Source organism: Hymenobacter rigui (assembly GCF_003944715.1).
Lineage (GTDB): Bacteria > Bacteroidota > Bacteroidia > Cytophagales > Hymenobacteraceae > Hymenobacter > Hymenobacter rigui.
Map to the genome: position 1 here is coordinate 296,185 of NZ_RWIT01000002.1, position 26,346 is coordinate 322,530.

At 51.0% G+C, this 26,346-nt stretch carries 26 protein-coding genes; 16 read left to right on the plus strand and 10 right to left on the minus strand.

The features are described from left to right. The first annotated feature begins 57 nt into the window (after positions 1 to 57). The 9 genes from EI291_RS05450 to EI291_RS05490 all read left to right on the plus strand — a co-directional run bounded on the left by EI291_RS05450 (position 58) and on the right by EI291_RS05490 (position 8,219). A complete protein-coding gene (locus EI291_RS05450; protein ID WP_125418797.1) occupies positions 58 to 687 on the plus strand; it encodes a hypothetical protein in 630 nt (209 codons plus the stop codon). Between the two features lie 35 nt (positions 688 to 722). Further along, a complete protein-coding gene (locus EI291_RS05455; RefSeq protein WP_125418798.1) occupies positions 723 to 1,616 on the plus strand; it encodes a hypothetical protein in 894 nt (297 codons plus the stop codon). Positions 1,617 to 1,740: 124 nt separating this feature from the next. Then, entirely contained in the window at positions 1,741 to 2,820 is a 1,080-nt protein-coding gene (locus tag EI291_RS05460) for a hypothetical protein (RefSeq protein WP_125418799.1), read from the plus strand. A gap of 80 nt (positions 2,821 to 2,900) precedes the next feature. Beyond that, a complete protein-coding gene (locus EI291_RS05465) occupies positions 2,901 to 4,019 on the plus strand; it encodes a hypothetical protein (protein WP_125418800.1) in 1,119 nt (372 codons plus the stop codon). 131 nt (positions 4,020 to 4,150) lie between these two features. Further along, positions 4,151 to 4,591 carry a hypothetical protein gene (locus EI291_RS05470; protein ID WP_125418801.1) on the plus strand — a complete coding sequence of 147 codons (441 nt, stop codon included), beginning with the start codon at positions 4,151 to 4,153 and terminating at the stop codon, positions 4,589 to 4,591. Continuing rightward, complete coding sequence (locus tag EI291_RS05475; RefSeq protein WP_125418802.1) at positions 4,588 to 4,893, plus strand: hypothetical protein; 306 nt, start codon at positions 4,588 to 4,590, stop codon at positions 4,891 to 4,893. The genes EI291_RS05470 and EI291_RS05475 overlap by 4 nt, the downstream gene beginning before the upstream one ends. A gap of 4 nt (positions 4,894 to 4,897) precedes the next feature. After that, positions 4,898 to 5,464: a hypothetical protein gene (locus EI291_RS05480; RefSeq protein ID WP_125418803.1), complete on the plus strand. Its 567-nt coding sequence runs from the start codon at positions 4,898 to 4,900 to the stop codon at positions 5,462 to 5,464. After that, entirely contained in the window at positions 5,458 to 5,724 is a 267-nt protein-coding gene (locus EI291_RS05485) for a hypothetical protein (RefSeq protein WP_125418804.1), read from the plus strand. The genes EI291_RS05480 and EI291_RS05485 overlap by 7 nt, the downstream gene beginning before the upstream one ends. A gap of 197 nt (positions 5,725 to 5,921) precedes the next feature. Further along, on the plus strand, positions 5,922 to 8,219 hold the full coding sequence (locus tag EI291_RS05490) for a glycosyl hydrolase family 28-related protein (RefSeq protein ID WP_125418805.1): 2,298 nt from the start codon (positions 5,922 to 5,924) through the stop codon (positions 8,217 to 8,219). Positions 8,220 to 8,442: 223 nt separating this feature from the next. Here EI291_RS05490 and EI291_RS05495 read toward each other — a convergent pair whose 3' ends face one another. Next, positions 8,443 to 10,551: a hypothetical protein gene (locus tag EI291_RS05495; RefSeq protein ID WP_170172523.1), complete on the minus strand. Its 2,109-nt coding sequence runs from the start codon at positions 10,549 to 10,551 to the stop codon at positions 8,443 to 8,445. Between the two features lie 325 nt (positions 10,552 to 10,876). On the opposite strand from EI291_RS05495, the gene EI291_RS23320 reads away from it, so the two are divergent. Continuing rightward, positions 10,877 to 11,008, plus strand: coding sequence for a hypothetical protein (locus tag EI291_RS23320; RefSeq protein ID WP_262697267.1), 132 nt, complete (start codon positions 10,877 to 10,879; stop codon positions 11,006 to 11,008). Positions 11,009 to 11,311: 303 nt separating this feature from the next. Here the strand turns inward: EI291_RS23320 and EI291_RS05500 are convergent, their stop codons facing one another. The 5 genes from EI291_RS05500 to EI291_RS22615 form a co-directional block, all read right to left on the minus strand. Further along, positions 11,312 to 12,826, minus strand: coding sequence for a P-loop NTPase fold protein (locus tag EI291_RS05500; RefSeq protein WP_125418807.1), 1,515 nt, complete (start codon positions 12,824 to 12,826; stop codon positions 11,312 to 11,314). 25 nt (positions 12,827 to 12,851) lie between these two features. After that, positions 12,852 to 13,472 carry an Abi-alpha family protein gene (locus EI291_RS05505; RefSeq protein ID WP_125418808.1) on the minus strand — a complete coding sequence of 207 codons (621 nt, stop codon included), beginning with the start codon at positions 13,470 to 13,472 and terminating at the stop codon, positions 12,852 to 12,854. A 56-nt stretch (positions 13,473 to 13,528) separates the two neighbouring features. Continuing rightward, positions 13,529 to 13,801, minus strand: coding sequence for a SinR family protein (locus EI291_RS05510; protein WP_125418809.1), 273 nt, complete (start codon positions 13,799 to 13,801; stop codon positions 13,529 to 13,531). A 187-nt stretch (positions 13,802 to 13,988) separates the two neighbouring features. After that, a complete protein-coding gene (locus tag EI291_RS05515; RefSeq protein WP_125418810.1) occupies positions 13,989 to 15,131 on the minus strand; it encodes a hypothetical protein in 1,143 nt (380 codons plus the stop codon). A gap of 81 nt (positions 15,132 to 15,212) precedes the next feature. After that, positions 15,213 to 15,392: a hypothetical protein gene (locus EI291_RS22615; protein WP_148103387.1), complete on the minus strand. Its 180-nt coding sequence runs from the start codon at positions 15,390 to 15,392 to the stop codon at positions 15,213 to 15,215. Positions 15,393 to 15,594: 202 nt separating this feature from the next. Here EI291_RS22615 and EI291_RS05520 point away from each other — a divergent pair, with 202 nt between their 5' ends. The 4 genes from EI291_RS05520 to EI291_RS05535 all read left to right on the plus strand — a co-directional run bounded on the left by EI291_RS05520 (position 15,595) and on the right by EI291_RS05535 (position 18,079). Further along, positions 15,595 to 15,876, plus strand: a complete 282-nt coding sequence (locus EI291_RS05520) for a hypothetical protein (RefSeq protein ID WP_125418811.1) — start codon at positions 15,595 to 15,597, stop codon at positions 15,874 to 15,876. A 12-nt stretch (positions 15,877 to 15,888) separates the two neighbouring features. Next, a complete protein-coding gene (locus tag EI291_RS05525) occupies positions 15,889 to 16,224 on the plus strand; it encodes a hypothetical protein (RefSeq protein ID WP_125418812.1) in 336 nt (111 codons plus the stop codon). Positions 16,225 to 16,699: 475 nt separating this feature from the next. Then, positions 16,700 to 17,224: a GIY-YIG nuclease family protein gene (locus tag EI291_RS22780; protein WP_170172524.1), complete on the plus strand. Its 525-nt coding sequence runs from the start codon at positions 16,700 to 16,702 to the stop codon at positions 17,222 to 17,224. 81 nt (positions 17,225 to 17,305) lie between these two features. After that, positions 17,306 to 18,079, plus strand: a complete 774-nt coding sequence (locus EI291_RS05535) for a hypothetical protein (protein WP_125418814.1) — start codon at positions 17,306 to 17,308, stop codon at positions 18,077 to 18,079. Between the two features lie 50 nt (positions 18,080 to 18,129). Here the strand turns inward: EI291_RS05535 and EI291_RS05540 are convergent, their stop codons facing one another. Both EI291_RS05540 and EI291_RS05545 read right to left on the minus strand, forming a co-directional pair. After that, positions 18,130 to 18,513: a hypothetical protein gene (locus tag EI291_RS05540; RefSeq protein ID WP_125418815.1), complete on the minus strand. Its 384-nt coding sequence runs from the start codon at positions 18,511 to 18,513 to the stop codon at positions 18,130 to 18,132. Positions 18,514 to 18,629: 116 nt separating this feature from the next. Beyond that, the gene (locus EI291_RS05545) at positions 18,630 to 19,562 is read right to left on the minus strand and encodes a DUF4062 domain-containing protein (protein WP_125418816.1); all 933 of its coding nucleotides are present in this window, start codon (positions 19,560 to 19,562) and stop codon (positions 18,630 to 18,632) included. Positions 19,563 to 19,667: 105 nt separating this feature from the next. On the opposite strand from EI291_RS05545, the gene EI291_RS05550 reads away from it, so the two are divergent. After that, on the plus strand, positions 19,668 to 20,897 hold the full coding sequence (locus EI291_RS05550; RefSeq protein WP_125418817.1) for a hypothetical protein: 1,230 nt from the start codon (positions 19,668 to 19,670) through the stop codon (positions 20,895 to 20,897). Positions 20,898 to 21,035: 138 nt separating this feature from the next. On the opposite strand, the gene EI291_RS05555 is transcribed toward EI291_RS05550, so the two are convergent. Beyond that, positions 21,036 to 21,827 carry a Cthe_2314 family HEPN domain-containing protein gene (locus EI291_RS05555; RefSeq protein ID WP_125418818.1) on the minus strand — a complete coding sequence of 264 codons (792 nt, stop codon included), beginning with the start codon at positions 21,825 to 21,827 and terminating at the stop codon, positions 21,036 to 21,038. Between the two features lie 154 nt (positions 21,828 to 21,981). On the opposite strand from EI291_RS05555, the gene EI291_RS05560 reads away from it, so the two are divergent. Next, positions 21,982 to 22,425, plus strand: a complete 444-nt coding sequence (locus EI291_RS05560; protein ID WP_125418819.1) for a hypothetical protein — start codon at positions 21,982 to 21,984, stop codon at positions 22,423 to 22,425. 6 nt (positions 22,426 to 22,431) lie between these two features. Here the strand turns inward: EI291_RS05560 and EI291_RS05565 are convergent, their stop codons facing one another. Next, positions 22,432 to 26,250 (minus strand): phage tail tape measure protein, encoded by a 3,819-nt coding sequence (locus tag EI291_RS05565; protein WP_170172525.1) that lies wholly within the window; start codon positions 26,248 to 26,250, stop codon positions 22,432 to 22,434. Positions 26,251 to 26,346: the final 96 nt, after the last annotated feature.

The following is a 26,346-nucleotide window of genomic DNA, read 5'->3' on the forward strand; positions in this document are numbered from 1 at the left end:
CGTCCCACCCGCATAATAACGTCAGAGTGTCTGTTTCACCGCCATTTTCCCATTCGCATGGCAACTCCCATCAACTTCCCCGAAGCAAACGCAGTTCTCCAGAAGCCGGCCAACATGACCGACGAAGAATGCTGCTCCCTTCCGATTCTGCGCACCGATGACGGCCAGTGTATCAGCCAGTGGCAGTTGGGGCCCGAAGAATTGATCAGCATCAATCAGACGCACTGCGTCACTATCGGCTTGCTGTCTGGCCACACCCAACCGCCTATGTGGGTACAGGGGAGTGCTCCAGCATTAGAGCAGACGAACAAAAGCAACTTGGTGCTGCACGCCCGGGCCGAACTAAAAGCGGCCGGCTTGTGGGATGAGACGGCGGATTACGGTGGGGAGGTTGCTAATTCGGTAATGCAGCTGGTGCAGGTGCTCTCCTACCAAGGCCATTCCGGCGGCTCGCACGACCAGACCCTGAACCTGTTCGAAAAGCTCGCCCGGTTCCAGCCTCTTGGCCCACTTACCAACAATCCGGAAGAATGGATGGACGTGAGCTACGGCGGCGAACCAATCTGGCAGAGCAGACGCCAATCTGATGCGTTCAGCAAAGACGGCGGCAAAACCTTCTACACGCTCGACGGCCCCGAAGGTCGCGAATTCATTCATACGGCAACGGACTTTAAAGCCGCTGCTTAACTATCCCACCATCACCACTTCTACGAGACTGAAGTATGGCCATCACCGACAATTCGTTTACCCCCGAAGAGCTGACCGCCGCCGTGGCAGCCAACCCCGCCCTGGTACCGCACCTGGTAGGTGCCGTGAAAGGTGCCGGCTACGTTGCCCGTAGCGCCGACGAGGAAACCAGCTTTATCGGCACCAAAACCAAGGAAATCTACGATGGCCTTGACAAGGACATCTTCGATACCTCTGGCATTGCCCGTAACCCTACGGAACGCACCTACGACTACGCCAAGCGCGTTATCGGCAAGTTCAAGGAGGATACGACTCCGCTGCAGCAGGAAATTATCGACCTCAAAAAAACCATTGCGGACGGCAACGGCAACGAAACGATGAAAGCCCAGCTGGAAGCGTTGCAGACCAAAGAAGCCGAATACCAGAAGCAACTGACGGAGAAGGATACAGCCCTGTTCCAGAAAGATGTGAAGCTCGATATCCGCGACGGGGTGCGTGGTATCAAGTTCGATCCGTCGGTGAAAGAGTCGGTGGTGAAAGTGCTGGTGGACAACGCTACGCAATCCATCATCGGCATGGCCAAACAGCAGCAGAACGCCGATGGCACTACATCGGTGGTCTACATCAAGGATGGCAAAACCCTGCTCAACGACAAAAACCAGCCAGCTGATGCCGCCTATATCCTGGCGGATATGCTGAAGGACGTGGTAGACGCCGGCCACCAAGGCCAGGGCGGCGGTGCTGGTGGGCAAGGCACGGGTGGAGCTCAGGGTGGCCGTAAGCCTACTGCCCTACCCGCTACGCTGCCGGCCACCGTGAAAAATCAGGGCCAGCTTATGGACTGGCTGATGGAGTACGGCCTGACCGAAGGTTCCAAAGAGTACGACGACGCTTACGACAAATTCGGCACGGGCTTACCCCTGCGCTAACATCTAGTGTCGGCGGCGCACATGAGACGTGCGCCGCTGGCCAATACGCTTACTGCATTTGCCGCTGGTTACGGGACGACCTGGCACCCCTGTTTCATCTTTTCACTTTACCCTTACTACGACGATGCCCTCCATCGCTCAAACCCTCAAACAGGCCATCCGCACCCGTTACCGTCGGCGTCCGAATGGTGGCCTCGACAACCTGGAACTGCGCGGCTCCAACTACGGCGCGCTGCAGCTGTACCGCAAGCAAACCGCCTCGGCCACCGGTATCATGACGCCCGAGCTGCGGCAGGCCCTGCAGGCTTCGTTCGGTAACACCGTGCAGGCCCCGGTTATCGATTACGAAAACCCCACCCTGTCCAACGTGCGCACCTGCGCCGTGCAGGTAGGTGGCCTGAACACGAAGCTGGTGACGTTCACCTTCGCCACCGTGGCTTTCGGCTTCCCAATGATTCCCTCGCAGCATATCAACAACGAGATTAGCTACGAGGATACGTTCTACCGCCTGTTTGAAGCCCGCCGTCTGAAAACGATGGAGTTCCTCGACACACAGTGCGTAGATCACCTGGAGCTGGCTAAAAACCAGTATTTCCCCGCCGGTATCACCGCCTACTACCCCGAGGTGGCCGACGCGCTGCAAGTACCCGATGCCGAGCGTAAGGAGTTCTACAACTACATCGAATCCATCCTGGAAACGATGGACTTGGGTGGTGCTCCGGACGTGCTCACCAACCCAATGGCCATGGCCGATGTGCGCGCCATTGAAGGTGCTGGCCAGACCAACGACGGCGACCTGAGCTACGTGCTGGACGGCGTAGGCCAGTTCTTCCGCTCCAACCGCGTATTGCCCGGCACCGGCAACCGCGCCACCATGTACCTGGTAGCTGATGGCGCTGTAGGCCTGGAAACCCGGGTAGATCCCGACTGCGCCCGCGGCGTGGTACACGGTGGGGCCGATAACCCCGTGCGTGAGTGGACTACTCAGGACGTGCCCGGCCTGGGTACCATGGGCCTGTTCTACCGGGCGGATTGCTCGGACCAGTCGGCTCCCCTGGCTGGCCAGAACCTGCAGGCTCTCACGCGCACGGCCGTGGAGTCGTTCGAATATAGCTTCGATGTGTGTTGGGTAAAGGCTTATAACTCCGACGAGGCCGGCCGCTTCTTCCCCATCATCAAAGTGGAGCAGAAAGCTGCCGCTTAAGGCCAGCCTGAGAGTGCTATTTGTGATAAATGCCCGTCCCGGATGCGGGACGGGCATTTTACCTTTTCATACCTCCCGCTATGTTTAATACCCTCACACTCGCGGCCCTGCTCGCCACTACCATCGGCTACCGGCCCGTTGCCGGTGCGCCTGATGAGCTGACCAGCCTGCCCAATGACTTGTTAGCCCCGGATGGCGAGCTGGCCGTGCAGGATGTGCATCCGCTGCTGACCCTGCGCAACATTCAGCAAGCAGCCCCGCAGATGCCGGCCGCTGCGTTTCCCGACTTCCTGAAAACCGCCCGCGTAACTGCTGCAACGAAAGTGCTGCAGTCGTTTCGCGAGCAGAAGCAGCTGACGGGTACCGGCAAACGCCTGCTCCAGGACTTGCCACTCACAGAGGCCAGCGGCGCGTATCGGGACAAGATTATCCGGCAGGGCCGCTTCGTTGGCCTGGCGCTCAAGATGCGGCCGGGCATGCAGGATATCGGCGTGCGGGTAACGGCCATCGGCACCCAGTTCACCGAGCGGGAGCCGAACTTCCGGCTGGTAGTGCTGCATAGCTCCGACCTCGATACGCCGGTGGCTGAACTGGAAATACCCCGCATCGACCGGGTGTATTTCGAATGGAGCAAACTTTCGCAGTCCATCGATCTGGCCAGCAAGTCCGGCGGCACCTGGTACTTTGGGTACTACGAGGATGAGTTGAGCGGGCAGGCTATCCGGCTGGACCAGAACCTGCAACAGCGCCCCGGACAGTGCTGCGGTAACGCCTATGTGCAGTATGATAAGTGGAGTCCCTACGTGCAGGTACTGCCGTTTTCCCAGGCTGCGTTGTCGGATGACATCACCTATCAGAGCAACACCAACTGGGGCCTGAACCTGCGACTGGAAGCTACCTGCGACCTGACCCAGCGGCTGGCTGGCCAGGTACCCAGCTTCGCGGCGGCCGTACGCGAGCAGCTCGCCGTGAACCTGCTGAGCCTGATGGCTTACTCCACCCGCGACAACGGTCTGGCCGACAAAACAAAGGCCCTGGCCCTGATGGAACTCAATAACCGCACTGATGGCCAGCCGGGCCTGCTCACGCAGCTGAGCCGTACGCTGAAGGCGCTGGATGTGGACATTTCGGGCGTATCGGCTACCTGTTTGCCGTGTGCGCCCAAGCCTGGGGCTATTAAGTTCAAATCCATCGGATGAGCACGGTTATTAGCTCCCAGGGTCAACTGTGTCTGGTCGATAGCAGAGGTCCTATCCCACTTTACTTCGCCGTACGTTGCCTGCGAAGTGTGCCAGGTACCCGAACTGTCATTTTCACCATCTTTTAAGCTATGAGCGACCGACTCGACGCATTGGCCCGGGCGCTGCAGCGGCTGCCCCGGGTCCTGGAGCAACAGGTAGAAGACACGGTGCGCGACAACACGGCCTTCCTGGAAGATGCCAACACCGACCAGCTGGCCAGCGGCAAAGATGCTACCGGTGCCGACATCACCCCGGAGTACGCCGACCTCACCATCGCTCTCAAGCAGATCAAAGGCCAGCCCACCGACCGGGTAACGCTTCGCGACAGTGGCGACTTCTACACCGGCATCATTGCTCAATTATCTGGCAAGCAAGTGGAGCTGGTTGGAACGGACCCCAAAACAGCCGAGTTGGAAGAGAGGTACGGACCCGACATTATCGGGGTGCCCGACCCCGCGCTGGATGAGTTTCGACAGGACTATATCAAGCCCGACTTACAGCAGAAAACCCGCGACATATTAGGCGTATGAGCAACGATACCCCCGAATTCAAAGAGTTCAACCACGGCACCGAGTTCATGGCCCAACAGATCTGGATTGATGATAAGGGGCTGGTTGCCGGTGGTATCGGGGTATGGGAATGGGCGCAAGCCACGGCGGTACTGGGGCCTACTGAACCCCGTATTTTCCCCGATGAGCAGTACCCGGTCTGCTCAGTTCTGTGGGGTGGCCAGCATCTGCATATCCGGGCAAAATTTCAACAGGTACTGGCTGCGTACCTGCGCTACAAGCAGCGTTACGGCGGCCAATACATTCGTCTTTTAGCCAACTAGCCTGATGGTTTCCTACGCTACCCCCACCGCGCCCACGCTGCCCAACCCGGTCGGGCTGGACGCCGAAATCCAGCGGCTGCAGCTGCTGCTGGCCCAGCGCCTCACCTGGTTGCAGGTGAGCTACGGTAAGGCCTTCCGGCATAGCGAGAAGCGTGACGGTAAAACCGTGTATCTACCCAAAGTGTACGCCAGCACCGGCGAGTACCGCGACGTGCTGCCCAACGACAACGTGCAGGCCCAGGGCTTCTTCCTGCCCCGTGACCCGGCTGTAACCGACCTGCGCGAGCCGACGCCGGGCACCCTGCCCCTCACTCAAAGTATTGACTGGATATTTTGGGGGAATCTGCAGCGTATCGATGATACCCGGCCGGACCGGTTCGATCCTGAGCTGTTGCGCGATGTGCTGCGGCTGTTTACCAGTCTGGGGGTATTGGTACAGCGCGTGTATACCTCACCCGATGAGGTATTCCGCGGCTTCACCACTGACCTGGTAGCAGCACCGGTGCTGCAGCACCCCTACGCTGGCTTTCGCATTCAACTGGAAATGCATACCGCCAACGTACTATGCTAAGTGAACTGTTGTCGTTGGTGGTGCTGGTAGCCCTCACTGCAGCCTGTCTGTTGGTCTGCTTCGAGAAGTGGGGCTGGCTCAGGGCCTGGGAGGTCTGGGGCCCACGCTGGTTTCCCCGGTGCGACTTCTGCGCAGGGTTCTGGTTGTCGTTGACCCTACTGGTTGTGAGTGTGGCGCTACTGGCTCTGCCGTGGTGGTGGGTGGCCGGGGCGTTACCGGCGGCGGCGTTGTGCCGGTTTGTGGGAGGGTTTCAGCGCTAATCTAATAGCAGTTCACTGCTGTAACCAATCTGTACAATGGTTAATCCTATATATTAGCGCCGAAATACCTGTCCCTGCTACCTGTTGCCCTGCTTACTGCTGTTGCTCATAACAAGTTATTGTGAAGCACTGCCGTGAACAGGGCATTTGTATTGGTGTCATCACAAGTAGCTTTTCCACTTTATAGTCAAACCTTTATGACAAACCTCTCCAAACGAATTAGAGCATTTTATGCCCCATTACTGCTGATAAGCCTACTACAAGCGACCAGTAGTTTTGCACAAATCACAGCTCTGAACATTAAAGACTTTGGGGCAGTAGGTGACGGTGTTCATGATGATCATGATGCCTTCCAAGCAGCATCTTGCTCAATTAACAGTATCTACATTCAGGACCCATCCGCAAAAGTCAAACTGTATATTCCTGAAGGCACCTATATAGTAGGAAGGCAAATTCCTAAAGATGCATGTGTCAACTGTTGCGCGCCTGTAAATTCTCAGACCCCTTATCCATGGTCAAATGATAATAACTATTATTTGAATGGAGAAGATGTGTTGCGTCTAATACGATGCTATAACGTAGAAATAGTAGGCGATGGAACAGACAAAACTCTCATTCGGTACAAAGACGGGTTGAAATATGGGTCTTTCGACCCTTTAACTGGCCAACCATCCGCTAATAAGGAAGACTCTCGTGATAATGCTGCCACCGTTGGGGCATGTATAAAAATCGATCGGTCTGAAAATATTACTATTAGAGATTTATCATTAAATGGAAATGTTACTCACGCGCAAATTGGTAATAGATGGGGTGATGACGGCATTCAGCTTCAGTACACCGGCATTATTGTAACGGAAACATCAAGAGTTAATATCGATAATGTCAGTGCTGATTATTTCGGACAAGATGGTGTATGCATTCGAAATATCACGGGTAACATGGATATGATACATGACGAAGAGATGCGTATATCTAACTCGTCATTCAATTACAACGTTCGTCAGGGTTTCAGCTTGCTTGGCGTGAACGGATTAACTGTATTGAACAGTAAATTCAATCATACAGGAAGAGCTATAAACACAATATCGAATACGACTGTACCATCCAACCCAGGCTGTGGAGTTGATGTTGAACCCGAGGACTCCAATGTCGCAAACGTAAAGTTTGCTCAATGTGAGTTTATTGATAACTACGCATTCGGTGTTGGATCTATGCGTCCACTTACCAACCCGAACCTGTCTGATACATTTATTACTACTAAGAATATTTTATTCAGCAATTGCACACTTTGGGGTGTTAAATCAGGTACAGGAACCCAATTAGCGGCCTCCGTGACGCAACGAGGTTTCAGATTTGAATACTGCAACATTTATGGGCAGTTTACCCATGGAAGTCTAGCAGACAATGCCAATGATGCCACTGCATTCTATGCCTGCACATTTGAGGATAAAAGGTATAACGGTCAACCTGCTGGTGGAGACTTTTTGGTTAACACCGATGGCCGAGCACAGCGTATGCGTTTTGAACTCTGCTCCTTCATCTCGAATGAGCGTCAACATATCTGGGATGAAGCTCATTCACCCTATGATCCTGAGCTTGTTCCAGTGTTCAGTAGCTGTACGTTCATAAACAACAATCAGATCGCACCTATATCGTCAACTCACAATTTGTTTAACGGCGTAAAGTTCGAGGGCAATATAGGAGATATAGACAGCCCCTCCCGCTCTAATTTTGCACGCACTGAAAGAGCCTATGGGAAACGACTCATTGTACCAACTGGGTCATTTGTAAAGTTGTTTTCTTCTAACGTTAAGCACAAAGTATGGGACGCCAATTTTACAATTGGAGGTTCTGTCCCAACTACAATCGTTACAGGCTTAGAAATAGGGAGCACAAATGCAATGTATATCACTGGTACGAAGCCTGCCGACCCTACACATCTATACATCGGCGAAAATGCCTATTTCCTTGTTAAGCAAGGTGGCGCATTAGCAATTCGCCCAAACACCGTAATCGATATTGCAGGTACCCTCGTCGTAGAAGACGGAGCTTATATTTGCATTGATCCTAGCGTACAGATAAATGTAATTGGTAATGGAAAGATATACATTGCTCCAACGGCTATAATCGGTCAATCAGCAATGCTTGATGAGTTCGATTATAAATGCACTAATACTTTCCCCGTATGTGTAGCAGGTGGTAATCCCAATGTTGTATCGAGTTGCCCCCAATCTAAACTATCATCTCCGCTTACAACACCGTCACTGAACAACACAGTTACTTATAGCAAAGCATATCCCTCACCTACCACTGGAAAAATACACTTTGATAAAGGCACTGAATTAATTGCTGTATACGATGCTAAAGGACAGGCAGTAAATGTTCATACAGTCGCAGATGGCTTCAGCTTACAACACTTGCCCAATGGCTTATACACCTTGCGGCTGTTGTACAATAATAAGTATATAACCCAGAGGATAGTTCTGGAGAAATAATATACAAGCTCAGATGGTTTATACATCTGAATGATAAGTTTGCACCGTCGGGTTACAGGTGTGTACCGACAAAAGAGCGCCACCTATTGCAACAGCGCCTCGCCTACCCGGTGGGGCGTTTGTATTTCCGGCATTATTGTATGTATTTTACATACATGAGTGAACCGGTTCAGTATTCCGATTTATTTGACGGCTTGGGCCTTGGCTCGCAGGAACTGCTGGACTACTGGCTTAAAGCATAACACCGCAACAGCGTAAAATCAGCGGTACCACCAATGAGGTCATGCTTAAAATCCAGTATCCAGCCTTCGCGCACCTCGTTTCGCTCTGTGCGGAACCGTATACGCCCGTTGGGCCGGGAAAGGATAGCCAGCGCCTGTTGCCACGTACACGGGGCGGTGAACTGGTAAGACTCGTTACGCCACAGCGGCGGGCCCAACTCTTCGACTGATATGTCCGCCTTTTCGACAACAGCGGTTTCCCCCGGCAGACGGGTACTCAGTTCGTTATTGCCCTCGCCAAAGCTGAAACGGATTCGCTTGCCTTGGCGACCAAACAACCCAGCAGCCAACACAGGGCTGTGCCGACGTAGCACCCGCGCTGGTGACAACCGCAGGTTATAGGCGGTATCGGGTGAAAGTAGCCCCGTTACATCGGCGAACAGCTGGTTTCGCTCGGTCTGGAAGCCGCCCAACGGATGGCGTAACAGACACACTAAAAAGTTGTCGTTGTCGGCTTGGTCATCGGTGGTTGCCGTTGCTTCATAACGCTGCCGCCGGGTATTCTCCAGATACAATCCGGCGGTGATATAGCCGCCTACGGCAGTGTAGGTAGCCTGTACCTGTGTCAAGGGCAATGCCCATTCCCGGCGCGTGTTGAACTCGTCCAGCCCGTTCAGGTTCTGCACCTGCCACTTCTGCCAACCCGCTTCCGCCTGGTTATAATAGCGGTCTGCTATAACGTGCTGTTCAAAGTTGCTGAACGCCACCCCGTCTATATCGGGTAAATGATCCTGCACCGGCGCGGCCAGCGTCAGTACCACCGCATCGGAGTAGAAGTAGCTAGCCTGTTCCACTCGCACCACCTCGGTACCACCGGGCAGCCGTTCGATGCCATAGCCCAGCCAGTGCGCCGCGCTTAGGGAGTCGAACAGCCCTTGCCAAGTAGCATAGATTGATTTCAGCGCGAGGGGAAATCCGCGCACCTGAAAACCACCGGTAACCATCGTCAGACTACCCGCCCCATCAGCGGGGTACGCCGGGCGGGTGTCGGTACGGCCGAAGTAGGCGGAACGAAACGCTACCGGGCTATCTGTGGCCGCTTGTGCGAGCCGGTCAAATGCCTCATACACCAGTAGCCCAGCCGCCGGGGTTGGGTCGGTCTGGGTAAGCGCCTCCATCTTGAAATAGGAGCCCTGTTGCATTTCTATGTATGTGGTGAACTGGTACGGGCCAATCAATGGCCCGCTGATATCGTACACATGCAGGCGGCCATACAGATACACCTGGTCACCGATGTTCAGGTTGCGAGTGACACGGTAGGCGGCGGTCAGCTGCTTGCGGAACTCACCGGCAATGCCGCTGTCGCGGAACTCAAACAGCTTAACTGGCGGCTCACTGTTGATACGGAAATACACCTCCCCATCTGCTTTATCGAAGTCACCTTTCCCGTTCTGCCGCTGAATCCGCAGCAGGGCCAACACAGTAAAATCAATACTGAACAGCCCCTTTTCTTTGGTCACGTACACCGGCACCTCTGGGTTGGTATCCGGCATGGTGATGGTACCCGCGTAGGTTTCCTGTACGCCGAACTCATCTACCACGGCTGAGCCAAACCCAAAGTACATCACCTTAAAGCGGCTGTTACCGTCGGTCACGTAGTCGGGCAAAGGGGGCGGTGGGCTGGCGGACGTTTCCGCCTCATACCGTTGCCGGATAGCTTTGCTGTGCAGTTCTACCGTGGTTGGGGTAAATGGAGCTAACGCACTACCGCCCACCGACTCGCGCCCGAGCAAGTCCACCGTGATGTTTTCGCGGTTCAGGAACTTGATGGTGAAACCCGGCTTTTCCACAGTACACCGAAACTCGGTTGCCGTGCTGCTTGCCCCGGCAAAGTCAAGGCGGCCTCGGTAATACACTTCCCAGGTAAACGCGTTGGGGTCATACACCTCAATCAATACTGCCACTTCTGCTTCTATGCCGGCTATTTCCAGCGCCTGCAACAAATACGCCCGGCCCTCTTTTACAAAGCCCAGTTCGACCGTGTACTCGGTTGTGAGACCGTGGTACTTTCCGTCGCGGTGCAGTTGAACCCCTATTTCTTCCCAGCCCACAGGATCAGCAGATTGCCGCTGGGGACCGAACAGGTCGCTTAATAGGGTAAAGCGAAGTTGAGGGGCGTTTTGCTCTATCATTGTATGTAAAATACATACAATGATATTGATTATGCAAACAGGCTCTGTTCAAAAAATATATAGCAAAATGCTAGCAAAATAGGATGACTTGCTACCCCACCAATTACCTTTACTCTCATTGACACGCATGGTGGTTACGCCACCTCACCAACATACGGGTTGCTCCAGAAAAGCAAAAACCCCGGACTGTTGGAGCAGCCGGGGTTTTAAGAAGCAGGTGGGCAAACACCTTACTTCTACTCTGATGAAGAAAAAGCGTGTTGAACCGAAGGATACTGACAAGGTTGGCATTCCTCGGGTGTTCCTGGAACTGGGCAAAACAGTTCTTGGGAGCATTCTTCGCGCCTATTTTACCGATTGGTTTGATAGGCACTAAGGCAGTAGCGGGAGTTAGCCTACGGGTTGGCTCCCGCTATTTTGTGTATCGTACGATACAAATGTACGCAACTTGAGAACAAAGTTGCCAAGTATTGAGATAAAGTCGCCGAGTATTGAGATAAACCTGCGAAGTTTTGAGATAAAGTTCTCAACTATTAGATCAAGACTGCAAACCTCCTCCTGTGCCGGGCTGGCTAGGCATACAGGTGTTGTGGCCGGGCGTGTGAGAGCAAGCCGCCTATTGCTACTGGAGCCTCATTCCCTATCGGGGGTGGGACTTTTCTATTAGGGCACAGTTTTCTTAGCTGAAATACCCTATCTGCTTAAGCTGTGTAAAGGCTAGGTATAGCAAGCTGAAATAGTCTAATTCTTGACTGTGGTAGGCATCCCCGTCTACTAACTTTATATAACCGTAGTATTGGTCATGACTTTCCCCAGTCTCCAGCAACTGGTAAGCTATAAATTGCTTTGTTTGAGGATGCTCAAATCCGAGTAAACCAGTTGCATCTGAGTTATTCACACTGTGGCTGCTTTTGAACTTGTGCTGTTCATAGTCTAGGATGGGCAGCAGATTCCCGACTAAGAAATCTTGGTCTGTTACAGACTGATCAGTGTATTCTTGACTTTTCTCATACGAAGCCAGCTTCTTCAGTCCCGCTTCCAAAGCCCACGTCCCTCCTAGAATTAGCTGGAGCATTTCCAGCACGACAACGATAGGAATTTGCCAGTTCCCTACTTCACGCCCCTTGCGGTCAAAACGAATTTTTCTTTCCACAAAGGGAAAAATAACTTGATGTGTCGTCGCTATTCTGCGCAGCTTTAACGCGCCTGCATGCACCAGCTCTTCTAAAATCAACGGTAGCTGTGCTTTAATCCTGCGCCTGTGCTTCTTTTTGATATATAACTCAAAGAAATTTTGGTACCCCTCAGGCACACCGATGCCAGCAGCAAATTCATCCACAATTCGCTTGACCTCCTGGCGGTTGTCGAAGTGGAACATGTCCAAGCTGTAGAACTTGTCGATATACCCGTTGAAGTCAGTATCCGCTCCATAGCGACTATGAAAGATGGTGCGGATGTTATGGATATCACAGACAAACACCACCTTGTCGAACCCAAACTTGTTGTTGGAGCTGCTATTGTAGTCGAGGTGGGCACTGAAAATATTGAACAGCCGGAAGATATGCTCGGGGTCTATTCTATCCAAATCATCAATGACTAATACCTTGAACCTAGCCCCTCGCTTTTGCTTGAGCTCGTTCAGACTATCTTCTAGAAAACGCGTGATGTAATCAATCTCCAGCAAGGAAGTAGCGGCTACCTTTTCAGCAAATGCTAGGACCGGTTTTGTCAGCTCAGGGTCTTTCCGTTGCTCCTCAATACTCTCGATGACATCGTAGAAGGAGTTAATTGATTTGACTACTGGCTCGATAAACGCACTGTCTTTATTCAACAGCGGTACCATCCCAATGAGCCCCTGTAAAATGCTGTTGATCTTAGTTGGCAGCAGCGTTGGATATGCAATACTCCGATCAATTGGATCAGCTTCCAGAGTCAGCCGATGCACGGCCATTAACTCAAACAGGATATCATACTTGATAAGCTGAAAGATATCCTCGTTGGAAGAGACCGAGTAGTTGACCGGCGAGAGTCGAATTGCTAGATAGTCTGTATTTGCTTTGGAGAAGTACTGCTGTAGAAAGTGTGTCTTGCCAATGCCAAAGGCTCCGGAAAAGATGATACGCTCATTCCGTTCAGCATCTAGGTGCTGTTTGAACTTTGTGCTCTGCTCGTCAGAGGTAATTTTTAAAGTCATAGGGACAATATTTATCTAGGCGATTTTATACTAAAGGTGGCATGCAGGCGCGCAAAAATTCATACCCGAACACTGTCGGACATACCTTAAATGTCGGAGAAGGTATAGGGGAAAGCCCACCATCAAACTTGGAATTTTTGTAAGTGGAAGGAGTACATAGTCGCAGCCTCAATAAAGTCTCCACTGATAGCGATACCTGTGTAGGGCTTAGCTGTAGTGCTGCTGGGAACTCCTGCGTGTACACAGGGGCTTGCTCCCAGTCCAGTATGCTTCTATCGTCTGGCCGCGCCTTCGTGTATAGGTGTTCCAATACCTGTGCGTCTATTGAGCTTAACTGGCGTAGCACTTCCACATAGCTGGCCGTAACCGCAATCTGCTTTTCTGGGTCGGCCGCATTCGCTAAGAGGGCCGCCCATTTGGCTGCCAATGTTTCGTCTATTTCGAGAGCGGCAGCCTGAACAAGAGGCACTAATACGTTGGGCGCAACGGGAGCTGCTTCACGGCCTACATTCGCAAGATAGCGGTATGCTGCCGCTCCTAAATGTTGCGCGCGCTCCAAGGCTGCTTTGCCATAGTGCTCCGCAGCGGGGCCTATGAACTTGGTAAGTGCAGCACCTTCAAGTAAAGTGATAAGATCGGAAGCCATGGTGAGTAGTTACAGCAAAGAAGGCTCTAGATATCTAGAGCCCTCTTTGTCTTCGCTTATAGATTTTCTCTAAGCCAATCAGCGCACTGCTTATTGAATCCGCGCCAAGCGGCTTCTCCACTTAGTTTGGCTACTAACAGTTCATCATTAGCATCCAAATGGGGAGTGAGTATATCGCGAATTTCAACCGCTGTTTTAGAGCTTTTAATCAACCAAGTAGAGTCTAGGCAGTGCCACCACGTGCCGAGAGTTTTAATGGTTTTGATAAGTTCGTCATAGCCTTGCCCTGGGCTATTTAGATCGTATCCGATCATATACGTTTTCAACATAGTACAGAAAAGAAAGGTGAGAAAAACAACTTCCTCTCTAACGTTAAATCTAGATAAAAGCTTTAGCAAAAAGCCACGTATATGGCAAAATACGTACTAGCACCTAGCGCTTTATCCGTGCTAGTACGCAGAAAAATAGAATTGCCGCTATTTATATTAGCATTTTTGAATGTTAAATTAACCAAGCTTATTGTCGCTTTGAAGGGCTAATGGGTTTGGTGCAGTCTATGACATAAGCTTTGATGTGGTAGTCTGTCGCTGAGTGCCGTTGCAGAGTATTAGCCAGTTCATTAGGTGTAGCATAGCGTGCTGGCAAGGAAATACCATTGGATGACTTATACCATAATACAAGATAGATACCTGCATCGGTTTTTTCGGCCTGCATGTATGTCACTAGCTGTTTACTAATAGCTGTCTCCACATCAGGATGCTGAGCCTTCTTGATTTCCATGCAAACTCGAAGGTCCAAGTATGTAAATGTCATATCTATTGAGCCATCCGCAGCAAATGACTCCCGATGAATAGCGACATTCCTCTGTTTGCAGGCGGGCTCTAGCACAGTACGAATGTAAGGTTGAACCTCTACCTCGCTTTTGTCAACAGTATAGTGAGCATCCCTCCAAAAGTTCTTGTATCCTGCTTGGTAGCGAATATTATGCTCTAACTCCGTAGTGACGACATTAGAGATGAAGGTTAGTAGATCAACCGTAGTAGCGAAGTAGGGCTGAGGTTCGTCTACGCTGAGAGCCCACTTCTTCTTCTCCAACTTGATGAACTTGGTTAGTTCAGCGTATTGCTCTTTATCATAGTGATCCTCTCGCTGCTTATAGGATAGTAATAATTGCTTTAAGTAGACGACTTTTTGTGCGCTACTTGATAGCGCATCTAATTGTTCTTCGATAGCACTCTTATTAGTGGTAATGACTCCGTGCCTCGCAAGACTGACCAAGTAGCGCAACTCCGCTTTTAACTTTCCTGCCAAGTGCAGTTTTACAAAGTACTCATGTTCACTACCCGCTACTTTAGCTAGGGTTCTCTCAGTGCTCTGTAACTCTGCTATCGCCAGTTCTAGTCCTTGACTAGTCATAGTATAGATACGGTTCTTCAGGCTGGGAAGCGTATCTATTTCGAGCAACATTCGCTCCACTGTTGTTCTGTGCATGTGCCACGGCTTATCCTCGAAAACATCCAGAACAGGATCATCCGCAAATAGGGTATGCTGTGATAACTCATAAGCTTTAGCAAGTGCACTGCGAATTTCCAGAATGGAGCGCGGTCCTGCTGGATCATCCAGCTTTACGGTACCGGCCATATAATCAAAATCTACCATAGTCTTCTAGATACTGGTTAGTAAGAGCAAGTAACAAAAAACCCATTCTGGTTATAGAATGGGTTTTGCAATGATTAGCTATTAGTCCTTGGCAGTAATGCCACACTGCTCAATGATGTACTCACTGATTCCTCTGTTAGCAGCGGCAGCTTTTTCTCCCATCTCTTTCCATTCTGCATCAGTTAGCGAAATGGTTCTGTTCTTCTTCTGTCGAGAAGGGTCTTTGCGTGGGCGCCCCTGCTTTCTTGGCTGCTCTTCCATGATGCAAACATATAAATTTTATCAATGATAATTGCAAGTGTTAAAAACAATGAAAATACTTTTCAATTGTTTTTAACAATGGAAAAAAACAATGTATATTTGATTGTCAAAGGGCCAGAAACAGGGAGAGGCCAGCGGTTGCACCCGCTGGCCTCTCAGCAACCGAACCAAGGCCCGGTTACTTAATCAACACCCCAAAGGTATGCAAAACGCAACCACCCCCGCAACTTCAAATGTTGCCCTCTCCCCCGCCGAACGGCTCATTTTATCCACCGTGCGCCGCTCCATTATGGACGTGATGCAGAGAGCAGTGTTTACCCCTGTCGAGCGCCTACGTGCCAATGACACGGTGTACCAGAGCCAGGATGTAGCCCGCCAATTTGTGTGGCTGCGCAACGTGTGCCGAGTAGCAACAGAGCGCGACCGGGCGTTACAGCTGGCCTTCGTGGATGGCTCCACTACCTCACTGGCCGTAGCCGCCTAACCCGCCTACGCGATGAAATTCGGTTACAAGCAGGCCGCCCGTGAAGCACGGGCGGCCCGCAAAGCCATCGGCAAACAGTACAACGCCGTGCGGGCCATTCTACTAGAAGGGACATTAGAACTCACTGTGCGCAGCGGTGCGCGCACCGTCGCCCTTTCCCCACAGTTGAAGGAGGTCAGCATCTTTTTAAGCGACGTAGCTGATGAGCTAATGCGTCAGTACCTGGCTTTGAAACAGGAAGAACAGGAACACCTGGAAGAGCACGCCTATTATAAGGAACTGGATAAACAGTCACTGAAACGGGGCCAGGAAGTAGAGCTGGCAGAAAGGAGGAACAATGCCTGCTAAACTCACCACTGAAGAGTTTATTGCCAAGGCCCACGCTGTACATGGAGAGCGGTATGATTACTCCCAAGTGGAGTACTCAGGCCAATCTCAACCAGTTAGCATAGTGTGTCCTCAGCATGGTCTATTCCAACAACGGCCCAGTAATCACTTGACCGGTAAAGGTTGCGCAAAATGTGCAGCCAATCATACAGTGCCTGTTGATGACTTCCTATGTAAAGTAAGACTCCTACATCACACCTTGTTTATACTTCCTTGCAGTTATCGAAATCTAAAGACTAAAGTTGTATGTGTTTGTAAAACACATGGAGCTATTAGAAAATGGCCTGCCGAATTACTCGCCGGAAGAGGTTGTAGAAAATGTGCTTGGGATATAACTACTGGTGGCCGGAATAGAAAAGATAAGTACATAACCAAGTTTCATGCTAGGCACCAGCACGTTTATGATTACAGCTTGATACCTCAAGACTTTACGTCTTTGCAAAAATTGCAGATTGTATGCCAGGAACACGGAATATTCCTTCAAACGGCTCCTCATCATGTAAGAGGATTGGGATGCCCTTCTTGTGGAAAGATTAAAAGCATTAGATCTCGTATTGAAAGTCAAAACACCGGTGGATGGTCTAGGAGCCAATGGATTGCCAAACAGAACAACAGAAAAGCTACTTTGTATATTATAAAGGCTGAAAACAGGAACGAATCATTTTATAAGGTTGGTATAACATTTAATAGCATTGGCAAACGCTTCACTAAGACATCATTCCCTTACCAATTTCGTACTGTGGCGTTGTATAAGTCTTATGATGCTGGAGAAGTGTATGATTTAGAAAACAAACTACATCAGCACTTAAAACATATTTCATATAACCCTTTGTTATCATTTGGAGGGCAAACTGAGTGCTTCACAGACATATCGCCAATCATTTCACTTTTGCCCACCGAAACATTCTTCTTGAGTTGGGCGAAAATGGCACTTAGCCTAGGTCATTTATTGGCAGCGTAACAATAAGCCCTACTCTACATAAGAGTGGAGCCTTTTTTTGTAATACGGTAGTTATATTGTATGCATAAGACATACATAATCATGCGCACTCTAGACCTAAACTCCCAGCACCAGCTCCAGTACTATCAATCCATTCTGGAGTTACCCGTCGCTCGGCACTTGGAATACCAGTGCTACGCTGCCCTACAAAATGGCGTTGGCTCGACAGAGGAAGATGCCCAACGCCACGAACAGTTAGCGGCCCGGTTTGATACTCGACCTGGCAAGGAACAGCAGCAGTTTCTTTCCCTGAGCAATGCGCACTACGCCCGTCACTTTGCCGAGGTGTCCTACTCTCCTGAGCGCTTGGCTTTCGCTGTACTGGTAGCTAGTATAGATGGTGTGCCTACCATGGATATTTCGGAAGAAGGATTGCAGCGCCTGCTCAACCAGCTTACAGTGTGCGGCCTCACGCCCGAACACATCACCCAGGCCCTAGCGTCCGTGCAGGAAGCTTTCGGTGACGAGCTGGCCGTACACTTTCCGGCTCGCTTTGACACGGATGCGGATGAAGTCACGCGCGCCTCCCACTTGAAGCGGCGCGTGCTAGCCTTGTGCGACTACCTGCTCAGTGCCGACCCCACCGCGTTGCAGACGGTGGAGCAGATGGACAATGCCTTGCTGGATATGCTGGAGCCGGCCGTGTTTGAAACCGGCGACCCGCAGAATACGCTGGTGCTGCGCCGCCGCGCCTTTGGGCAGCTGTGTAGTGTCCTAGCGGAGAACGGGGTAGCTGCTCCGGAGCAGTTGACCCTGTTTCAGTTTCAGGCGCGGGTGGAGCATGTCATGGAGAAGCGGAAACGGGAGGTAGGGTAATACAAAAGCCCTGACCATATGGTCAGGGCTCTTGCTTGGTGCAGATAATCCTATTTAGTAGAGTAGACTTTAGAAGCACTGATTTCCACTAGGGTAAGATTATCACCTGTATTATTGATGACAGGCCCTTTTCTACCCCAATAGAAGCGCTGAGCTGGTTTCTCGTGAATTGTAGTAGGTTTCGCCCCTCTCGGCCCCTCAGCTATCCACAAGACAGCTCGTTCTCCCTTGGCTAGCTGATAGGTTGGAAAGCGGTATACGTGTCGGCCTTTGTTGGAGAAATCCTCCTCGTCGTCAAACGTGGTATCATAGATCAAGTAGTCACTTAGGTTTACATCTCGTACAGCTTGCACAAAGATTTTCTCTACTTTACCCTTCTCATTGTGGGTGGAAGTGATTTTGAGCCCCATATTGGGGGTAATTTGAATTCCCATCGTAGTAGTAGTGATAGGTAAAAAGAATAATAGCCCACAAACTAGACCAACTGCTAACTGAAGCAGCGCAAAGGTTAACGTAGTTTATAGTTTTGAGGTTACATAGTTATATCATGCTATTCGAGAGGATAACTTAGATGGACCAATAGGCGTCTGCCTTTTTCCGTCATGTTGAAATAATATGTTCCAGACGGACTTCTGGTGGCAATTACTAACCCTAGAATTTCAGCATTTCTAAGTAGAACCTCTCTTAAATTACCTACGTCTACTGATGCATGCGGGCTACCCGTAAGCGCTTTCTTTATAGCCTCTGGGACCTGGTGGGATCCTATCTGATCCATGAAGTCGTTTCCAAGCGCTTTAAAGAGATCTAAGAATGTGCCTGTGCCAATACCGCTAGGCAATTCCAGTTGATATTCCATAGCAGAAAGAACCTTCTCGGTATGTTCAATACTATCGATATCGTTGCCTTTTGCATCGACTTGTAATCTTAGCTCGCTGTTTTCCCGACTGAGCCTGGACAGCTCTTCTAGAACTAACACATTATTACTGACCGTATCAGCTCGAACCCAACCTACTCGCGGCTTCGTTGTCATCAAAGAGCTTAAAGACAGCGAAACATGAGCTGCCAAATCCTCTGTTGAAGTCCAATAGTTGACCAAGCGGTTAGTGAATTTGGCTTTAAAGGTATTTAGCTTAGTTGCCTTCTTGCCTTTCTCCACGAATTCCGCATTCCACTTTACTGACTTATCTATAATGAAAGCCAGGCAGGGTATCCCTTTTCCTAAAGCGTAATTGAATTCCTTCTCTGTGTAGCTTAGTCCATCATCAGCTTCTGTACCGTAACGGTGGGCCAGTATGAGTAAGTAGTAGTCAGAGTTATCGATGTGCGTTTTGATAATTTCCCACTGGCTATCGTCTGCAGCATTGAAGAGCTCCATGCCAACAGGGAGATGCCCCATCCTGAGAATTGTGTCAACTACCCTGCGACGCTGATCGGTAAGATCAATGAATGTCGAGCTAATAAAGACCTGATATTTTTTATCCATGATGTGTTTTTGTAGCCTGAGAGCTGGTAAGTAAACCCACTGCAACAGCAATTACTTGATTACTGGGCAAAATGCACCTTTATTACGCCATACATATCTATCATAATGGAACGTATCTCACTTTTTCGGCAGAAAAACGCTTCTGAGGTCTTTGATAACTACCTTGAAATCATCAAGAAAGAGGTCAGCGAAAAGCCAAATGATTACGTCCTAAATATAGATTATGAAGAATGGTTGCGCTACATAACTGATCGATTCGAACAGAAGCCCTTGATCATATATCCAGAAAGGATTACAACGTCTTTTGCAGGCAAAGGGCAACGATCAGTCAGTGGTGTCTGGGGTCCATACGAAGCGGAAACAACTAGAATAGACATCAGCCTGCCATTTACAGGAACAAGTTACCTCTTCTATCTCCAGCCATCTACCTATACGCTCAATAGCGTAAAGGCAACTGTAGAAGCGCGAGGTAACGACAGCGGTATTGTAACGCATACCCTGGAGCTTACTGAACAAAACACAGAAGCGTTCAATGCGTCGAAGCAGTCCTTTCTTGCCTATGTAGCTGATAACATCCCCTCAATAAATCGTGAAGCTGAAATATTTAATACCAAAATTCGCTACACGTTTTCTACATCGTACGAAGCCAGAAAACAGAAAGCTTTAAGTGAAAACACTTTTTTTGAAAGCATTGGCATTCAAATTAACAATGATACAGAATCATTATATCAGTCGATTGCACCAGCAAAGAAACGAGTTCCCGAACCCCAGTTAGACGAGGCGGTTCCAAAGAAATACACTCCAAATCCGAGTTTGGATGATGCCTTCTACAAGGATATTATCAACGTTATATATACGACGTATAAATCAGTTGAAAAGAAACCATCTGTCTATAAGGTAAAGGATGAGGAAGAGCTGCGGGATTACATCTTGCCCCTCTTGGAAACTCGCTATGAAAGCTCAACTGTGACGGGAGAAACCTTTAATAAAGGAGGCAAGACAGACATACTGGTCCGCTACAAGGACAACTCTAATCTATTTGTAGCGGAGTGCAAATACTGGAAAGGGGAATCTGGCTTTCTAGAGACGATCAATCAATTATTTGATCGTTATCTGACTTGGCGTGACAGCAAAACAGCACTGATCTTCTTTGTGAAAAACAAAGAATTTTCTAAGGTTTTAACGGCCATCCGTGATGCTGTAAAGAAGCATCCATACTTCGTTAGGGAAAATGGTGGCCGTGGAGAAAGCTCGTTCTCGTACATCTTCCACTTTCCTACAGACACAGGGAAACTGGTTTATACGGAAGTAATGGCCTTTCACTTTCCTGAATAAGTATTTGGGATGCTTCACAGCTACTGACACCTTTCCTGCGCTGGACTAAAGAAGCTCTTGTGTTGATTATGACATTGACTGCCTGGCAAAAAAGCCCCGACTTAAGATCGGGGCTTTTTTGCCAGGCATTGTAGCTATCTAATCAGTATGGTCTACTTGATTAATTTCCTCTAGTAGATTTAGCGTGTGAACGAAGGACTCAATCGACAACTGCAAGTTTTGTTTTAGAAAGTTGGGCGTGGAGAAACGCTTTTGCATTAAGAGTTCCAGCGTCTCTTTGTCGCGTGCGTTTAGGTGATTGAACCTAAATGCTGTTGCAGTGGTGAGATGGTGAACCACTGGGTTACGCTTGTCCAGGAACTTCTTGTACTCATTCTTCTTGAAGGCGACCAGCCACTTTAATCCTTCGTTGTCTTGATAACTAGTCTGTTGCTCTAACGCATCAACCACTACTGAAAAGCTCACTTTCTTCTCCGCAATAGGAGTAGGCAGAAAGTAATTAATCAAGTTTGCTAACCGGTTCCAATAACCATACAATTTCTCGAAAGCAGTCTCCGCCGACATGTCGAAACGCTTAGCGGGAAGATTCTGATAGTTGGGGTAAAGCACGCGGGAATAACCAGGTGGTTGAATGCCATGCTCCAATGGGTTGTTTATGTATGGAGCATACAAGTAAACTTCCGCTGTGAAATACAGAACTTGATCGGAAAGGTAGGTCAAGTCGTCTATGATATACTCCCTGTTGAAGGAGTCTCCCTCACGCTTGTTCCGGCTTTGACTTGTTACCTGGTAGTAGCGCTCATACAGGTTCACATTGTTGTGTTGGTAGCGCTGTTCATCATCAATACCACGAATGCTGGTAAGAAACTCTTGGGCATAAATGGCTTGTATACGTCTATGCCAAGTACGGATCAATTCTAAATCTTCCATGCGTGATAGTGGATACTGCTTTCTGGGAATAGAGAAGCGATAAGCGGCATTCTCATACTAGGGAAGATACAGCCTGGGTTCTATTGTACAATAATTGTTTTAAGCATGAAAAAGCCCTGACCTTAGGTCAGGGCTTTTTTGTAGTTTGTGGGCGATGAAAGCACGCCTCTATCTGCCGTTCCTTATCCTGCTAGTAGCTTGCCAGCGTAAGCAAGTAGAACCCAAAAACGAGGTGGAGCGCTTGGCGGCCGAAGCCGTTAAAAAGCAAGGGAATGTTTCTATACAATCCTTTGGGGCTGTAACGCCTTACACGCGGGCTGATTCCGCCCATGATGTGGCGAATCAGGTGCTGGAAAGACAGTTAGCAGACCTTGACAAGCAACATCAGGCTGCGGCAAGCGAACTGGATCAAATGAGCATTTCGGAACAGCGTCTGAAGATTGTCGATCAAAAACTTCGTCTGTTAAGTATGACGGATACTAACCGACTGGGAAGTACTCTAACTGTCCAGTATAGAACGAAGGGCGAGATAGAGGGCGTGTCAGAGCGTAAATTGGTGGTGTACAAATCCGGGCAAGTGCAAGAAGTAGCACGCTAGTGCTACCTACCCATTCCGCTTGTACCGCTGATTAATATGCCGAGTAGTGTGATCTGCACGCTTTGTAAATAACTCCCAGCCTCGATCTGTTAGTCGCTGCTCTGGTCGTTCGTGGATAGCCTGTCGTACTCCACCTACAACCCCACTTACAACGCCATTCACGACTCCCTCAACAATGATTTGCGCCATGCGGATATCGCGTATCTGGGTAGCTTGCACATCCTGCTGTTGCACGCGGTGAGCATAGGCAACGGCGCTTTTAGCCTCCTGCTGGGCAACGGCAGCAGGCTCCCGTAGTCGGGGTACAGAGGCCAGCAGCTGCCGGGTTTTGTCGGCCGTGTGTACGTCGGCTCCGGCCGGCAGATACGTTACCGTCGGCTGACTGAACAGCTGAGCCTGGCCGCTGGGCGTGGTCACCAACTCCGGTCCCCGTTCGCCAACCCAGGCCCATTCAGCCGGGCCGCCGTCGCGCCCTACAAAGTATTGTGGCAGGGGCTGCGCCAATACAGTGGCTACCTGCAACGCGCCAGCAGCCAAGGCAAACGCACTAAATGGTAAACCAAAGGTGGCCGGGCTTTCCGCAAACGACTTGGCCACAGCTATGGCTGTGGAAAGCCCAATTTCAAACAACGCCGCTTGTCGCTTATCCTGGGCATCCTTCCGCTTGGCCGCTCGAATCCGGGCATCAAACTGCGCTTCAATCTGTACCCGTAACTCCGCATTTTCCCCTGCTACCTGCAACTCTGCTTGTTTTTGCTGTTCCAGGTTATCTAGAATAGTGGCGTTACGCCCGGCCTGTAGTTGCGCGTAGACTTCCAGCCCTTGAAAGGCTAGGTCCAACGAGGCTTGCTCAATCTGCCATTTACGTTCTTCTGCCGCCTGCTTGTTGGCCGCGTCCTGGTCGTAGAGACGCTTGCGCTCCTCTACATCCTCTTGCATCCGTTTCAAGGCCCGCTCACTGCTCAGGTCTAGTTCGCGTTCTACCTTTGCCAGATCATCGGGATTGATGCCGTTGACATGGAATTCAATAGGGGGTACCGTCAGCCGCTCTTGCAGGCTGTCGAGTTCCTTTTGCACCGCTATGCGGGTTTCGCGTACCACTACCAGCCGTTTTGCCGACGCGGCTTTTTCCGCATCCAATACCTCGGCATTCGAGACATTGCGCTTGGTGCGAATGCCAGTCAGCTCGTTATTGATTTCCGCGTTTTTAGCCGCCGCTTCCTCCCCAATGATGCGGATGCGTAGGCTAGAGGCTGAGCGCTCGGCGGTGGTAATTTGCTCCTGCAAACCCCGCACCTGCTGCGTGTAGGCTTCCCCGTTCAGGTTCTTGGCCTCAAACAAGCGGCTGGCTTCCTCCTGAGCTTTCTTGGCCTGGGCAATGCGCCGTTCCTGCTCTTGCACCTGTTCTTGCAAACGGGCTTTGCGGGCTTCGGCCTGGGCTTTCGCGTTTCGATCCAGCACGGCCGCATTGTCCTCTACTGCTTGGGTGTTGTCCTTTGTGGCCTTGGTGGTGGCGTCGGTGGCGCCGGTGAGGGTTTTCTGAATGAAAGCGGCATCGAAACCGAGGCTCTTTAATTCGGCCATGTAGCGGTTATACTCGGCCTGGGCTTCGCTGAGGCGGCGGATTGAGGTCGTAAGGTCGTTTTGAGCAAAGTTATAGTCATTAACAGCTTTAGTTTCAGCTTTCGAAATTGGTGCTTTGTCATCTGCGATTCGAGTGAATACCTTTTTGCTACTACCTAGCAGGCCCTGTGCTTCTCGCTTAGCATATTTCACTCCCGCAGCTTCCAACGCTACCTGCTGTTTATCTAGCACAACCTTAAGCTTAGCGGTTTCTGCTTCGCTTATTGCTATCCGCTTTTTTGCTGCTTCTGCTCGCAACACTAACGTACTGGCTTCTTGATTTGCAAGTAGGAATCTTTGTTTGATTTGCTCCTTTACTGCCTCCTTGTTCACCCTCAATGAATTGGTCTCTCTGTCGAATACTAAGGCGCTCTCTCCAACGGTATCTTTTAATTTCAGAGCTATTAAGTCCAGCTCCTTTTTCTCGGCGGTGGTGGGCTTCACCCCCTTCGCCGTTAACTCTTCATACCGATTGAGCAACTGCTGCGCAGAGGCGGCCTGCTGCTGGTTGGATTGAATCAACCGCCCCGACACCTGCACCTGCTCTTCCACCGTCTTTTTCAGCCCCGTCAACCTGGCAACGAAGTCAGCCAGCCCGTTGGCCGCATCCTTAAACATCGGGGAAAAGCCACGCAGAAACGAAGAGCCCGCACTGAGCAGTACCGTTTTCAGGCGCGTACCCGCTGCCGCTGCGTTATCCATCTGCTTGCTGGCCTGCTCGGTGGCCGTCTGCGTGCCCGTTAGTGCCGTGGTGAGGCTACGCACCTTCTCGCGCCCCTCAACCAATATCTTGGCCGCATTCGCGTTTTCCAGCCCAAACAGCTTGGTGTATTGGGCAGTGCTCAGGTTGCGCTTGCCCAGCGTGTCCAACGCCTTTTCCAATCCCACCATTTCCGGATTGGTTTCCTTCGCGCCGCTGGCCAGCTTTGCCAATACGTTGCGCAGGTTCACACCCGCCTGCTCGCCCTTGATACTGCGCTCCGCGAGCGTTTGCACCAGAGCAACGGTTTGCTCGATGCTCAGATTAGCGGAGGCCGCATTTACACCCGCATATTTTAGGCTAGCGGCAGTCTGCCCGATGGTCGCGGCCCCCTCCTTAGCCCCTGCAGCCAACGTGTTGACGTAGCGGCCGGCTTGCTGGGCCGTGGCTCCGAACTGATTCATGACGGAAGTCAGCGAGTCGGCGGCATCTGGTAGCGCCTCCCCGGAAGCAGCGGCCAATAGCAGCGCCTGTTCGGTCACGGCCACCAACCCCTCTTTGCTCTTGAGCAATTCCGGCTGGGCAGAACCAATCAACTCAAAGGCTTTGAGCGTGTCGGCTCCCGATTTGCCCATAGCTGGGCCAATACGCAGGGCCGCGTCGGCAAAGAACTCCAGGTCTTTGCCCGTCGCGCCGGTAATGGCAGCCAAGCTACTCTGCGCTGCTTCAAAGGCTAAGTAGTCATCGTAGGCCGCGCCCACGGCTTGACTTAGGGCCTGTAAGCCTGCATAAGCGGATACAGTGGAACCCAGCAAGCCCAACAGCCCGGCCTCTGCTTTCTGGGTGCCAGCGGCAAAGCCGCTGGTGTGCTGCTGACTCTGCTGCACGCCCACGCCGTAGCTGCGCAGTTCCCCATTCACCTTTTCCAAGGCAGTATCTGTGTTGCGGATTTCCTGCTGCAAGCGTTGCTGCTGTTCTGCCGACAAGCTTGTAGCGCGCGCCTGTGTGCGCAAAGCTTGGCTATCCGCCTCCAGGCTGCGCTGCTGCTGCACCAGGGCGGAAACACTTTCCCGCAGACTCTCGGCATACCGGCCCACATTGTGGTAGCCAATGCCGGTTTCTTGGGTAAAGGTGCGCAGCTTGTCGTTCAGGCCAGCCAGCCGCTTCTGTAATTGCTGGGCCTCCTCACTGTTTCCCTCTATGCCGCCTTCCAAGGATTTGAGTTGCGCATCTAAGCGGCGTGCTTCCGCCTCCAACGCCCGGTAACTGCCCTGCGTAGCCGTAAACACGCTACTGGTACCACGTAGGGCCCGACTTAGCTCCAGCGTTTCCTGTTTCAGGTCCAGGATACGTTGCGCAGCGACGCGCGCCCCTTCTACATCCTTGGCGGCAAACGCGGCTTTCAGGGCCTGCTGCTGCTGCCGCAGGGCTTGAGTCAGCTCGTCGGTGCCTTCCTTGGCGTTGCGGCGCACCGCGTTCAGCCCGGCTTGGGCTTCTTTCAACTCCCACTGCCGCAGGGCTAGCTTGGAGGCCGCCTCACTGAGGGCATCCAGCCCGGCCCGGCTCTGCCGGTTGAGGATGTTGACCTGTTGGGCCTG